At 43.1% G+C, this 14624-nt stretch carries 12 protein-coding genes; 4 read left to right on the top strand and 8 right to left on the bottom strand.

Annotated features, from left to right (window positions below):
- Positions 1-74 precede the first annotated feature (74 nt).
- Positions 75-935 (bottom strand): sigma-70 family RNA polymerase sigma factor, encoded by an 861-nt coding sequence (locus P0M28_RS30095; RefSeq protein WP_302207221.1) that lies wholly within the window; start codon positions 933-935, stop codon positions 75-77.
- 372 nt (positions 936-1307) lie between these two features.
- On the opposite strand from P0M28_RS30095, the gene P0M28_RS30090 reads away from it, so the two are divergent.
- The gene (locus P0M28_RS30090; protein WP_302207220.1) at positions 1308-1454 is read left to right on the top strand and encodes a hypothetical protein; all 147 of its coding nucleotides are present in this window, start codon (positions 1308-1310) and stop codon (positions 1452-1454) included.
- A 285-nt stretch (positions 1455-1739) separates the two neighbouring features.
- Positions 1740-3212, top strand: coding sequence for a glycoside hydrolase family 130 protein (locus P0M28_RS30085; RefSeq protein WP_302207219.1), 1473 nt, complete (start codon positions 1740-1742; stop codon positions 3210-3212).
- Here the strand turns inward: P0M28_RS30085 and P0M28_RS30080 are convergent.
- The 5 genes from P0M28_RS30080 to P0M28_RS30060 all read right to left on the bottom strand — a co-directional run bounded on the left by P0M28_RS30080 (position 3204) and on the right by P0M28_RS30060 (position 10119).
- Entirely contained in the window at positions 3204-4211 is a 1008-nt protein-coding gene (locus P0M28_RS30080; protein WP_302207218.1) for a glycosyltransferase family 4 protein, read from the bottom strand. The genes P0M28_RS30085 and P0M28_RS30080 overlap by 9 nt on opposite strands.
- A gap of 1 nt (position 4212) precedes the next feature.
- On the bottom strand, positions 4213-6489 hold the full coding sequence (locus P0M28_RS30075) for a glycosyltransferase family 4 protein (RefSeq protein ID WP_302207217.1): 2277 nt from the start codon (positions 6487-6489) through the stop codon (positions 4213-4215).
- Positions 6490-6588: 99 nt separating this feature from the next.
- On the bottom strand, positions 6589-7665 hold the full coding sequence (locus P0M28_RS30070) for a sensor histidine kinase (RefSeq protein ID WP_302207216.1): 1077 nt from the start codon (positions 7663-7665) through the stop codon (positions 6589-6591).
- Positions 7666-8447: 782 nt separating this feature from the next.
- Complete coding sequence (locus P0M28_RS30065) at positions 8448-8939, bottom strand: hypothetical protein (RefSeq protein ID WP_302207215.1); 492 nt, start codon at positions 8937-8939, stop codon at positions 8448-8450.
- Between the two features lie 82 nt (positions 8940-9021).
- A complete protein-coding gene (locus P0M28_RS30060; RefSeq protein ID WP_302207214.1) occupies positions 9022-10119 on the bottom strand; it encodes a fatty acid desaturase family protein in 1098 nt (365 codons plus the stop codon).
- A 501-nt stretch (positions 10120-10620) separates the two neighbouring features.
- Between P0M28_RS30060 and P0M28_RS30055 the strand changes: the two genes are divergently transcribed.
- A complete protein-coding gene (locus tag P0M28_RS30055; protein WP_302207213.1) occupies positions 10621-10743 on the top strand; it encodes a hypothetical protein in 123 nt (40 codons plus the stop codon).
- Positions 10744-11181: 438 nt separating this feature from the next.
- Positions 11182-12201 (top strand): helix-turn-helix transcriptional regulator, encoded by a 1020-nt coding sequence (locus P0M28_RS30050; protein WP_302207212.1) that lies wholly within the window; start codon positions 11182-11184, stop codon positions 12199-12201.
- Between the two features lie 67 nt (positions 12202-12268).
- Here the strand turns inward: P0M28_RS30050 and P0M28_RS30045 are convergent, their stop codons facing one another.
- Together P0M28_RS30045 and P0M28_RS30040 are read right to left on the bottom strand one after the other, a co-directional pair.
- On the bottom strand, positions 12269-13417 hold the full coding sequence (locus P0M28_RS30045) for a sensor histidine kinase (RefSeq protein ID WP_302207211.1): 1149 nt from the start codon (positions 13415-13417) through the stop codon (positions 12269-12271).
- 160 nt (positions 13418-13577) lie between these two features.
- The gene (locus P0M28_RS30040) at positions 13578-14579 is read right to left on the bottom strand and encodes an endonuclease/exonuclease/phosphatase family protein (protein WP_302207210.1); all 1002 of its coding nucleotides are present in this window, start codon (positions 14577-14579) and stop codon (positions 13578-13580) included.
- Positions 14580-14624 lie beyond the last annotated feature (45 nt).

The raw sequence follows: 14624 nt of genomic DNA, 5'->3' as shown, positions 1-14624 counted from the left end.
AATCGTGAGACAGGTAATATGGAGTTTTCTTCCTTATTTCATGCAACCTGAAATGGTTCTTTTAGAATTGCAAATTATCCTAAGTACATTTTCAACAGATGATTCCGAGGGCTATTTCTAAGGCGACGGGTTGCCTTCTCTTTGATCTGGCGGACCCGCTCCCGGGTCAGGTTGTATTTTTTACCGATATCTTCTAGTGTCATCGCCTTTTCCCCGTCCAGCCCAAAGTGTTGGGTGAGTATATTTGCTTCTTTTTCTGTCAAAGCAGAGAGGGCTATTTCCAATTCTTTTCGCAAGGAAGATATTATCATATTAGCATCCGTTACCTCATCTTTGTTCTCTAATATGTCGAGTAATCTATTCTCCTCTCCATCAACAAATGGAGCGTCTAACGATAGGTAAGAATGTGAAATACTTAAATTAAAGGACACTTCCTCTTCGGTCATCTCAGTTGACTCAGCAATCTCAGTGATGGTAGGCGACCGATGGGATTTTTGTTCCAGTTCGGAGAATACTTTGGTAATCTTACTCAGCGAGTTAATACGGTTTAAAGGAAGGTGAACAACACGTGATTGCTCGGCAATTGCCTGCGTGATGGACTGACGAATCCACCACACCGCATACGAAATAAATTTGAATCCACGAGTTTCGTCAAATCGTTGAGCCGCCTTGATTAACCCCACATTCCCTTCGTTGATCAGATCTCCTAAGCTCAGTTTACTGCTTTGATACTGCTTGGCCACCGAAACAACGAACCGTAAATTGGCTTTGGTCAACTTTTCTAGAGCTTGTTGATCGCCTTCTCTAATCTTCTTCGCTAGAGTTGCTTCCTCTTCGGGGCTGATCAAGCCCATCCTTCCTATATCTGCAAAATATTTATCCAGTGCCTGACTTTCCCGGTTCGTGATCTGCTTGCTTATTTTTAGCTGTTTCATAGGATAATTATCTTCTAAATAAAAAGAGTCTGGCTGATAGAGCCATCACCAAGCAGTGTAAGCAGAAATAAGGTAATGGAAAACAAAACTTCTACGTTAAGTCTTCCCCCAATCATTAGAAAAAAATGAGTAGATCAAAAAATAGAGGTATGCAATAGTTAAATGAAGATACGCTAATTTTTGAGACTTTTGGTATTTTTTTTCTAGCAATGCTTATTGTTAATTGGAATCACCCATTTTCATTCATCCCTAGGATGCAACCCTAAAAGTATAAAAGCACTAAAATGTAACTATCGTCGTTCTGAAAAGAATAACGATGGATTATTCTCGGGAAACAGACGATGCTAATTTTATTATGCTTACCTTACCTAGATGGATAATCTTTTTTCGGAAGGATCAGTGGTGTATGCCAAAGTGAATCTTACTCTTAAATTAGTGGTTAGGCGATACGTAAAGCGTGTTTACTACTGTACCATTCAGGAAGATCCTACCCGAAAGGAATTAGTTTACTTTGAGTGAGAGCTAACCAGTAGCCAGGGTTCACCGAATAGCTAGTTCCACCAATGACCTTTACGCTGCCAAAAGCATTATAGTAAATAGGTTACCAACTATGAAACCCAGAAAATGCCTACGGCTAACCCACATTGTTATTGGTTTTACGATCTCATCATGATTCTCCCTGCCCAGCTTCCCTATTTCATACTTTATCATATCTGATACCCTCAATTTGAACCTAATTTACCCATTTCTCCTCTACGCATCGTACCTTAAATTAGCATTGAACCATTCTATTACCCCTCTTCTATGAGACTTTCCATTGAGCGAAAAAATATTAAAGTGTATCCTGATGCCAAACGGGTAATTGCCCGCTTTTTTTTCAACGGCGATGAACGGGCCAAAAAAGTGATTCAGAAGGTCATAGACATGAATGATCAGGAAGTATTTAGTATTATCTCGCCTATTCTTCAGGAGTATTCCAAAAGGCATCGCAATATTACTAAAGTATTATACCGTCACTGTAATCGCTTGAAGTCTCTTTTTGCCGAGATGGATGTAGACCATGAACTATTAAGTTCTTATCGAAGATTACTAATTGGCTCGTATTTCACCCACGAATACTCCATTGAGTCCGCTGCTTTTTTTAATCCTTCTATGGTAGAAGCGCCGGATCAGACGGAATTGGAAGAAGGGCAAAAGCGAGTTATTATAAGTTTTAGGGCAGTGGGAGAAGGCCATATTTCTTCCATTGCCTTTCGCACCGCCTTGCTGGACAGAGATCATAGTATCAGCGTGGTAACGGTGGGCAACCATGTGGATGAGGCTGAGATCGTGCACAGTGCCCCTTATGAGAAAAGATTATTTTTTAATAACGCATTTAGCGGTGAGATAGATGAACGTATATCAAAAGAAGTGGGAGAGGAGCTAGAAGAGTATTTTGATTATAACTACCTAAAAAAGCTCATACTTGAAAAGAAAAAAAAACATGCGGATGAATCTATCCGTCTGGAATATGAAAAAGTATTATGGCTAGCGGATTCCTATTACGAGATTTCCTTTTCGCTGGATACCGATATTTCCGACCGGGTAATCTTTCCAATATCCGAATTTGAACGCAAAGGTATTGAAGATGCCCGCTTTGTTCGCTTTACGGAAGATGATGGAAACATTGTATACTTTGCTACTTATACGGCCTACGACGGAGAGATCATTGTGCCCAAACTGCTAAAGACGTACGATTTTTATAACTTCAATATTATGCCATTGTACGGTGCCGGAGCCCAGAACAAGAATTTTGCTCTTTTCCCCCGGAAGATCAACGGTAAGTTTGTGATGGCTTCCCGCAATGACGGCTGGAACAACTACATCATGTACTCAGACAATATTAATCTGTGGGAAAACCCCGTGAAGATACAGCAGCCTAAATATCCCTGGGAGTTGGTTCAAGTGGGCAATTGCGGTTCTCCGATTGAGACCGAATACGGCTGGTTGCTACTGACCCACGGAGTGGGCCCCATGCGGCGATACTGTATCGGGGTTAGCTTACTGCAACTGGATGACCCAACTGTTGAGATCGGGCATCTGGAGGAACCTCTGCTTATTCCTAACAAAGAAGAACGGGAGGGATATGTGCCTAATGTGTTGTATTCCTGTGGCTCTGTTATTCATAATGGGGAATTGATTATTCCGTATGGTTTGTCTGACTACTGCTCCTCCTTTGCTTCGGTCAATCTCAACGCCTTACTGGATAAGCTTTACAACCAGTCATCTTCAGCGTAAAATGCGTTGATAAACATTTAGATAATCAGCGACCATTTTTTCCTGAGAGAACTGCAATGTCGCCCATTCCCGGCAATATGCTCGGTCGACCTGGTTAATTTGCTGTACTGCCTCAACCGCTTCGTCAACGGTACTTACCAGGAAACCAGTTTTTTCGTGCTGGATCAGCTCGGGCATAGCCCCCCGATTAAAGGCGATAACGGGAGTACCGCATAGCATGGCTTCGGCCACACTTAAACCAAATGGTTCTTCAAAGCTGATGGGGTGCAGCAAAGCATAAGCTTTTCCCAGCAATTCGCTCCGCCTTTTCGGTTCGGCTGGCCCTAGGAAAAAAATTTGGTCACCGATAAAAGGTTTTACCTGTTCATCAAAGTACGCCTGATCCTGGACGATACCGGCGATAAGCAACTTCCGGTTACTCTGACGGGCAATCCGGATGGCTTCGGCTGTTCCTTTATGCGGGTGAATTCGCCCGAAAAATAGTAAGTACTCATCGGGCTGTTCGGTAAACGCAAAATTACCTACCCGAATACCATTATACACTGTGGCTAGGTAATTCAGTTCCGGACTACGGTCGCTATGGCTGATGGAAACATAGTGGGAAGAAGCATTGTATTTTTTGTATACCGGAATAATGCGAGAAGACGAAAACCCGTGGATGGTCGTGACCAGAGGAGTGGTAATAAGGTGAGAGTAGGTAAGTGGCAGAAAGTCGAAATGATTATGAATTATATCAAACTGATGCGCTTTCTCCATCAGATGGCTGATATGCAGGCACTCAACCACTTTAGCATCCTGGGTACGGTCTTCTTCGTATCCGGTACCAATCACCGCTTCCAGCTTGGCCGAAGTAATAGAATCGGCCGTCGCGAACAGGGTTACTACTTCTACTCCAGCTTGTACCAGTCCTTCGGCCACATTAGACGCCATTTGTTCCCAGGGGCCATAATGCCGGGGCGGGGTACGCCAGGCAATGGGAGATAGTACCGCAATTTTCATGTCAAAGAACAGGTTCTGTATGCTTATCTACCGGGCTGCTGTACTCATGCTCTAGTTCCAGACCCTTCAGCACGGTAAGATGGGAGATCAGGTAGGCCAGTGTACTTTCGGCTCCCTGATTGCGATTAAGAGATGTCTCCTGTAGGCCGTCACAGCAACCCTTTGTTTCGTGATCGTACAGCGGAACTCGAAGAATATTTTCTCCCAGAAACCACTGGAAGCTCACGAACATTTTTTCTATATAGACTGGATGGTGGGTGCTTCGGTACGCCTGAAGATACATCAGGACCATAGCCATCGTTTCTATCGCCTGCTGATCAAAAACCGGAACCTCTCCTCCGCGGTGATACCACCCGTAACTACCGATTGGGCTGAGAAACTCAGTTTTCATGGTTAATTTATCCAGAAACTCCAAGGAATCCATAGCCACCTGCTTTACGTTTTCATCGCCGGTAATTTCACCGGAGTGCAGCAAGGCCAACGGTAAAATAGCATTGTCGTAAGTGAGCTTTTCCTCGAACCAGCTCCAGTTAGGACTACAATGTTGTCTATACGCATCTACCAAAAGATCGGTTAAATCAGTAAGTTCATGCGTGAGACGATCATCATCGGGATGCACTTTTAAATAGTAGCTAATGCCAATGATCGTATTGGCGATACCCCGTAAATGATGCAATGCCTTGAAGTGGGGTACCGAGCGAAAAAACAGCTCCCCGGCAAATTCCCGGTAGGAACTATTAGGGGCGCAGAATACTAGATAGCCCAGTGCCCATACCGTACGGCCAAACGAATCCTCGGAACCTACTTCGTCCAAGTATCCTCGGCTAAAACTTAAAAAGTTGCGAAAGTTACCATCATCTCGTTGCATGTAGTTAATAAAGCTGAGATAGATGGGTAACAGATCCAGCGCTTCCTTACTCTTATTACGCTGGTAGGCCATTAAGATCATAATCAGTGCCCGGGCGTTGTCGTCCAAGCAATACCCTTCTTTCAAATTTGGAATACCGTATTTGGCGTGCTGCACGATACCGGTATCGTCCGTCAGACGACTGGCGTGGGTTAGGCTGAACTCCGGTATTCGATCCGTATCAACGATCTGACGAATTTCTTTTTTAGCAAATACCTTCTGCTCAATAAACTCATGAATGGTTCGAATATAATGGCTCCCTATCCGAGGCCATCGTAAGTGCAGACCATACTGATAAGCCCGCTGCTTCAGGGCGTTGAGCTCATCCGGATGATCCAGTAGTTCATTCACAGTATTAGCCAGCGAGTTTTCGTCTTTAAACTTAATCAAACGCCCCCGATTATTATCCAGCAATTCCAGTGCATGCCAGTAAGGAGTAGAAACCACCGCCGAACCGGCTCCCACCGCATAAGACAAGGTGCCGCTCGTGATCTGGTTCTCATTGAGATAGGGAGTTAGGTAGATTTGCGCCGCCGACAGATAGTCCATAAGTTCAGCTTCAGAAACGAATTTGTTGATGAAGGTGAGATGCTTATCAACTTTTAAACGAATGGCCAGACGCTTAAGATGATCCCGGTATTCCTCGCCTGAACTGCGGATAATACCCGGATGGGTCTTACCCAAGATCACGTACATCACGTCGGGGTGCTGGGCAACGATGCGGGGTAACGCCCGGATTACGGTTTCCAATCCTTTGTTGCGGCTAAGTAGCCCGAACGTAAGTAGCACTTGGTGATTTTGGAAAGGCAGTACTTTTTTCAACGGGTTCACCACCGGAGCTTCCAGGTCGGGGACGCCGTGCTCGATGTACTCGATTTTTTCCGGGGCAATGCCGTAGATTGTGGTTAATAACTCCATCCCTTTTCGGCTCATTACGATGAGCCGGGCCGAGCGCGCGGCAATATCCTGGATGATGATTTTCTGCGTATAAGATGGCTCCTGCAATACCGTATGCAGTACGGAAAAGAGCGGTTTTTCTAACCGATGGATTAGGGGCAAAATATAGATGCCACTTTCCCCTCCAAATATCCCAAACTCGTGCTCCAGTATCACTGCACTGACGTCGCTGGTATTGATATAGTTTACAGCTTGGATATAATCTTTCTGCTGATTTTGCCGAATGACAAATTTTACGTGATCAGGATAATCATAAGATAACAAGTTCTCGGAGTCATTAAGGGCAATACCAAATCCTTGCTCTATGGAAGTAGATGTAGGAAAGTTAGCGTTCACGGCTCTTTCCAAATTGTCGTTAAACGTAGCAATGCCGCATTCGCGAGGTAAATACGTAGAAATGTAGGCAATTTTCATAGCGTAGCGTATTTTAGAATGGCGTGAAAACGAGAAAAAATTAATCTTATTCGGAGTAGGCCCGTTGAAATACGCCAACCCCCTGATGCCCCAAGCACCTTAGTTTACCGGTAACTCAACCGTAAATGTGCTACCCTGATGCTCCTGACTGGTTACGTAAATTTTACCCTGATGCATATCAGTGATTTTTTTTACAATGGATAGGCCCAGGCCCGATGTTTTCTCGCCTCGGATTCCTAACCGGCGAGCCTTCGTAAACTTCTCAAACAGTTCGGGCAGTTTATCTTTAGGAATACCGATGCCGCTGTCTTGCACTGAGAGGGTTATATAACTTGTCTGATATAAAAGACGAACCGTAACATGCCCTTTAGCTGGAGTGAATTTCAGCGCATTCAATAACAGATTATCAATGACCTGCTTCAATAGTCTTCTATCAGCCGCAATTTTTATGGCTTCGTCAGGTAGCTCGGCAGTGAGGGAAATAGTGTAACTGTCGGCTTCAGCAGCAAAATATTTAGCTCTTCTTTGTACCAGTTCACTAACATTCATTAGTTTACGCGCCAGTGTAAACTTGGTATCGCTCAGTTCAAGTAGCCTTAGTAGCGTTTCTATCAGCTGAGCAGCGTCCTCTTCTACGGTGTCTATCAATGTTAGAAAGTGTAAGGCCACCAAAGTACTGCCTTCCTCAATTCTCTTTTGGGTCAGAGTAGAAAGCATTCTGATACTGGATAGTGGGTTTCTCAAATCATGTATCAGCATTTGGATGATTTCTACATTCCACTCACTTGCTTTTCGCAAAGCCTCCAACTGCTCGTAGTGTTTGGTCACGTCGGAAATATGGGCTACTATCTGTCCGCCATTTTCTTGTTTTTCTTCTATCAGAAAAGAGCGCAGGTTCAACCACTTTGCCTTATATTTTTTATAATTAACTCGTAAGTCATGATCCTGTAGGGCATTTTCGGAGGAAAAACTCCTGAGTATAGCCTCGAATTTATTCTGATCCTGAGAATGGACAAAATTCATAATCTGGTTATAATCAGTAAGTTCTTTCAATTTAAAAGTGCCATTCTCGCAGTAGATTTTGGCAAGATGGGTAATTTGCTGCAAGCCTATATCCCAAATAAAAAAAAACTCAGGTACATTGTCGGCAAATTGCTTGTTCAGGCTATCAGTCATATCAATAGAAGGTTTACTAGTGAAAAGAGGCGATGTACTACGTATATGGTAACTGTTATATTGAGGAAGGCACTTCTACAGACATCTTTCTAACTGGGTGCCCAATGATTTGTAAAGCTCTAGCTTCGAACAGCATATTGGCAGTAAAACCAGTATTTCATTCATTCGTTGCGGAATATAAACTGCTTTATTCTGAAGAAATAGATTCTTATCTCACTGTGCGACGGGAGCCAAGCCGCCTTATTGTAGGAATAGCTAAAGAATTACCAATTGACGAATACAGATCTCTTTTTTGAAAGAAGCCAAAGAAAGGCGATTTCACTCAAGTGAAATCGCCTTATCAACAAACAATAAATCAGGATTAGACCAATGAACGATAACGGTGGGTATAAAACCCATCGCGCATTGAACTTCTTCGTTCTTCTCCGTGAGAAAAGTTAGTTAGCTCCATAACACTTAATTGCTTGACATCTTTTTTCTGATACTGTGAGTTTTTCCTTTCCTCAATCATTCTCGAATTTTTCATTGATTATTCTCTTTTTGTGGTTATTAAGTTTTACTTACTCTTTATTGCACGGCATCTAGCGTGCTTAGTTGTGCTATTATCCGATAGTTTTTGGCATCAGACCTCAAGGGTTGTTTTTATGCATTTTATTACCGCTATCGGTGATTTTATCGCTTCAGTGCTGTGCCTGGTTGGCATCTGCCATTAGTGATCAACCAAGTTTCAACCTTATATTTACCAGTTTCTTCTGGGCGAACACCATGCGTCAATACATCGGTTAATTATTGGTTTCTAAACTCTGAGATAGTTTGTCAATTTCGCCTTCTATTTTGCCAATAGCAGCACTGATCTCATCGTAGGACCTGCTCCAATCTTCTTCTTTGATGGATTTCACCTCCACAATTCTCTCGTTCACCGTTTCTTTTTCGTCCTGCAGTTCTGCTATTGCCGAAGAAATGTCGCTCTGCGCGGCCTGATTAGATGATTTCTTGGAAACTTTCTCAAGCTCGCTTATCCGGTTGTCAATTTTGCTACTTCGGTCTTCCAGTTCCTTCACCTTGGTTTCGCGGAAATCAGTATAATACTGTTGTCTTGCTTCATAAGCATCCTGAGTTTTTTCTTCGGCTTCCTGGGTAGCCTCCCGGGCATCCTTCAGGTCGTCTTGTACATCAGACTTGGTTAGCGGTTTCGTGCATCCTCCAACAATCAGTGTACATAAGACAACTAGGAAAGCGGAGGGAAATCGATAGAAATAAATAGTCGTTTTCATTTTTATTATAGTAAAAAAGTAAAAAATAGTAGATGAAAAATTTAGTTAGTGGTTGATAAATTATCTACAACCCAGCAGATAGTTAAGCATTCACTGGGTGATGCGGATGACCTAATGATCTAAGCATAATAATGTGCGACTGAAGTCCCTGGACGAAGGTAGGCATCACTTGGTAACGCAGTTGAAATTCTTTAGCCGTTTGCTCTACAATACGAGAAATTTTAGGATAGTGCACATGGCAAATATTAGGAAAAAGATGATGTTCAATCTGAAAATTGAGCCCGCCCACGTACCAGTTGAGCAGCCGATTATTTCGGGCAAAGTTAGCAGTCGTATCCAACTGATGAATAGCCCAAGCATTGTCAATATCGCCTTCGGCATTGGGCAGCGGCTGATCGACCCCTTCTACAATGTGAGCCATTTGAAATATCAGGGTAAGAATATACCCCGACACTATATGCATGGCCAACACCCCAATCAGCACCTGCCACCAGAAAAGGGGGGTAACCCAGATCGGTAGAACGACTAAAAAGAAGATATACAGCAGCTTGGTAAATATAAGTTTGGCTAACTCCACCCACAACGCTGATTTTTGCCGCTTGATCATCCCCATGCGGTGATAATTTAATAACTTAATAAAGTCGCTGATAGTAAAAAATAGGGTATTGAAGCCGTACAGAAAAAAAGCATAAATGTACTGATAGCGATGAATCCACCGAAGGGAAGCATGATGAGACAGGCGGAGGACAATCTTCGTCTTAATATCCTCGTCTAATCCGTGGACATTGGTATAGGTATGGTGAAACACATTATGCTGTATCTTCCAGACAAAAGGATTGCCTCCTACGAAATAGGTGCTATAGCCCACCCAACGATTGATAATAGGGTTTGATGAGTAAGAACCATGTAAGGCATCGTGCATCACCGACATCCCAATACCGGCTTGAGTTACTCCCATCAGTATCGCCAAAGGTAATAAGAACCAAGGGTTTACCGAAAGTAACAAAACAGCCAGGTAAGTGCCTAGATATACTGTGATCAATACCACTGATTTAATAATCATTTCCCGGTTGCCGTAGCGGGTAATTTGATTGTCTTTAAAATAATGATTGACTTTCTTTCTAAGTACAGGAAAAAAATCAGATTGACCCTGATCGATAAATTTGGCGGAAGCTTTCATAGGCAAGATGAAAAAATATCTTTTTATTAATTAAAACTATTACATAGGAAGAAGGTGAAAAAATCCCGGTTTTACCTTAGCGGTTATTTTTAGGTATTTTGCTACCTCTACTGGTAATTTTGTCATTTTCATATTGGACTATGCTCGCTTTTATTCACCTAAGTTATACTGGTAGTGGTAAGTCAACCTTCGTATTGTGGTTAAAGCGTGAACTCAGTAAACTTTCTGCCAACCATTTCGTCAAAACAGAACATACTAATTATATTATGCCTACCTTGGTTCATGGACAATATCTTTCCTAAAGGATCGGTAGTATATGCTAAAGTGAATCCTACCCTTAAATTAGTAGTAAGGCGATATGTGAAGCGTATATACTACTGCACCATTCAAGAGAACCCTGCCCATAAGGATCTGGTGTATTTTGAACGAGAGTTGATGGGTGATCCTTCAACAGCAGAATAATATCGGGTTAATTTTTTTTTATATCCAAATCCCAAAAAAATGTCTAAAGAAAAAGAAGGTAGAAAAAAGAGCAGCAAAAAGGCACCGGAAAAAAATCTTAAAGAAAAGAGGGCGGCCAAAGCGGCCAAACGTGAAGCAAAAAGACGAGAGCAGTCAAATTAGGTCTACCTTTCAGCTACTTGATCTGTTAAAAGCCTTCAAATATAAACTTTGGGGCTTTAGCTCGTCGTGAATACTAGTAAAGAACAAGTTCCAGCACTGATTGTAACTTCATATCTTTCAGGCTAAGTCAGTAAAAAGCCGTCAGCTAGTATGCTATAGCAATAGTAATATAAATTCACGCTGGTCATAGTATTCATATTCCTTAAAACACTATAACATTTGTAGGACAAAGGGTGTTAACGTTATTGTTGCAGAAGGCTAGAATATTGCCGCTACCGATAATTTTATCAATTAAATAAGATAAGGTTAATTGCTTATTGTGGAATCAGGGAATCGTTCAGGCAGGTATTTTTTACGTAACCGGCATCATTGTTTCAATTTTCTTGTTAGTAACATAGTAACATGCTGGGTTTTTGAGAAATTTGCTGCCGTTCATGTATGGAAATAACTGTTACCAGTAAGGATAGACTAGGATTGATGCAGACTATTGCTTCTGCATTGGAAGTGCCACTGGTGACTAACAATCATGTACAGAGCTTTCAATTACCCAAGCGGTTAGGTTTGGGCACAGTGGAGACCTTTCAATTGCATGATGGGCTCAGCTTAGTGTCTATTCAAGGCACTTTAAAAGAAGACCTGCTCATCCATCTGGAACAACTGAAGTATCACCCGCTTCGCCTGATTTTCTGCCGAAAGGGCAAATTAATTCACTCGGTTAATGCCCGCCTCATTCAGTACCAACTTAACGCATCAGAAAATTCGTTATCGGCCTGTTCCGGTAGCGTAGACCAGTTATTTCGTTTTCACGCTCATCTTGAACAAGCGATCTATATTATTGAAATCAATCGGTCGTATTATCTGAGCCGTATTGATGCCGGGTTAGAATCCATCCACCCCCATTTGGAAAAGACATTTCGGGATGTAGATGCTCAATACCCTTTTCTCTATCAGGGATACTACAGCATTGGGGCCTCGGAGTGTTTGAATCAGATTTGGCGAACCCAGTATCAGGGGCTTATTTTACGCACATTTCTGGAGTCTAAGGTGCTGGAACTATTATCGTTAGTGCTCAGCCAATACAGCGACGATCAGAAGCCCAGCTCCGAACAGGTGATGCTTCGGGAACACGACGAGGAGGCGCTGTTAAACGCCAAAAAAATCATCATGGATCGCTTGGCGAATCCGCCTTCCATTAAAGAATTGGCTCATATGATCGGAATCAACGAATTGAAGTTAAAACAGGGCTACAAACAACTCTTTCATGCTACGATCTATCATCATATTCGGCAAGAGCGGCTTCGGTTGTCCAAAGTACTGTTAGCCGAAGGTAAATGGAATGTAGGAGAGGTAGCTCAGCGGATAGGGTATACCAACAAAAGCCATTTTGCCACCAAATTCAAAGAGAAGTTCGGCATGTTTCCCAAGCAGTTTCAGCAGTACCTTCTTAAAAATCATTAAATCAGAAATCAAGCGGAAAATGATCTGACTCGAATTTTCCCAGCGGAATCTGGTAGTGTACTACAGGTTACGCCGGAATCGGTTCTTTCTCAAATACTCTGGTACGTCTTTTTCCGGGTTTATTCTCTTTACTCAACGTAATGATAAACTGCGTTCCCTGTTCAGCATTGCTGTTTAAAGACACCTTCCCGCCGTGAGATTCAGTTACCACTCTGATAAGGGTAAGTCCCATGCCCCAACTCTGCCGCTCCCTATCACTTTTTTTGGAGTCATGGTTCAGAAAGTTAAAAATCATCTGTTGTCGTTCGATGGGTATAGGATTACCGTAATTATGGACACCAAGGTGAACCTGCTCGTCAGAATCTTCCACTTTGATCGTGATTGTTTGGTTAATATCACCGTATTTAATAGCGTTGGTCAGCAGGTTTTCTAGCAACCGCCGAATCGCTACCCCATCGATCACTCCAATTATTTCTCCTTCAGGACATTCCAATACGATTTTTTGGGTGTAAATCTGGCAGGCCTCTTCGTGCACAGCTTGCACTTCTTTGACAATGTCGGTTTCGGCAAAGGTAAGCATCATTCCTTCGCCGGCGCGCAAGGTCACTGAGTCGAGCAGCTGTTCAGTCAGTTTGAGTGCTTTCTGTACACTACGGACTGCCATCAGCCGTAGCATCTCGAAATTATCCCCTGTTCTTTTGTCCGATATCAGATCCAGCAAACTATAGGTAGTACTTAGGGGGTTGCGCAGATCGTGGGCTAAGGTACCCATCAACTTTTCCTGCATCTGCTGTAAAGAATTATTAAACGCTGCCACCGACTGTAGCATGGCTGTTTCTATAATGTACTTCAGTAAGTCCGCTACATCGGTATTGTAGGTGTTATGGGCTCGAAGGGTATTGGTGAGCGTACGGTGAAAGATGATATACTCGTGCATAATCTGGTCCACGGTGTATCCTTCGGAAGTTGACCGATGGCGTCCGTGCTCACTGCTGTTGGCAACAATCTCTTGGTATTTTTCGTCTTGGGGCATATCTTCCGAACCGTGGAATCGTATTAAGATATCCGCAATATCGCGGATCATATCCGGCAGGTGGTCGTATAACGCAAGCTTATTAGCGTTTCGGGAGGCGGTGATCAGCCGTTCTACGGTTTCTTGCCAGGTGTCCATAATATGCTGCTGCTGATCCAGAATTGTTTGTGCGGCTTGTTTCATGATGTATGGTGTGGTTGGCATTTCCCTACTATTACGATGAGATAAACAGCTCGGAAGGGCTTTTCTGGTTCAGGGCTCTTTCCACTTGTCAAAGATACTATTCAGAAAGTCAAGAACAAATCGTACTACTAAGTTAGCCGCAGACTTTGATCCAGCACCGTTATTCGATTAGAACGAGTTCGGCGTATAGCGGGAAATGATCCGACCCGAATTTTCCCAGACGTCTTAAACTGACTAAGCGAAACTCGCCACTGGCGTATACATGATCCAACGGCCAGCGCATCAACCAAGAGGTAGCATCAAATGTGTTGTATAGTCCCCGACCAACTCTTGCATCAAGAAGTTCTCCCTCAGCCTGAAACAATCGCGAGGTATTCGACCAGGCCACGTCATTAAAATCTCCCGCTACTATGACTGGTTCGTGGTGTTGTTTCATCAGGTTTCCTACCTTCAGTAAGGCTACTTCTTTTTCGCCCTGATTGTCGGGGTGTTTACTGTATACCGGCGGTACTGGATGTACTCCGTGAAAGCGGAATGACTTTCCACGAGGAAGTTGCACCACGGTATGGAAAGAAGGTACACTGTCGTGATTAAAAAATTTAACTTGCATATCCGCCCAAGGGTAGCGAGAGTATAAAGCCATCCCGTAGGTATTGCTCGCCGGATATTCCTGATAATAGTCGTACTGCTTCTGTAGCGGTTGCAGTTGGTCAATCCACCACTGATTAGTTTCCATCACCAATATCATATCAGGACTTGCTGTCGTAGCTACTTCAAGGAAGTCAGCGGCCTGCCGGTTATACATATACACATTGGCAATTAGCAGGCTGATGACCGCCTCAGAGTTAGCTTCTTCGGGGGTGGCATCCTTCAAAGACTCTTCTACCAGCGGAGTGTAGGAATAGACAAAGTAGCTCTGAAGCCCGATACTGGCAATTAATCCGATAAGCAAAAATACTGACCAAAATGACCAACGATCACTTATTGTTGCAAATACTACTAAGCAGACTCCCCCGGTAATCAGGAACTGAAGGCGAGGAAAATCAAGTGCTTTAATCCACCAAATACTCACATCGTACAGTAGTGATAGCAGCGAGGCGGCAATCACTAACGTACTCAATAGTATTGTCAGGTAGTAAACTATTGTCTTAAGAGTGCTCATGGGGTCGTCGTTTGTAGTAAAAGCAGTACGGCAAAAAACCAAAGG

The sequence above is a fragment of the Tunicatimonas pelagia genome (assembly GCF_030506325.1).
GTDB lineage: Bacteria > Bacteroidota > Bacteroidia > Cytophagales > Cyclobacteriaceae > Tunicatimonas > Tunicatimonas pelagia.
Note: the sequence above shows the minus strand (reverse complement) of the source record. Positions and strands in the feature narration are given on the sequence as shown.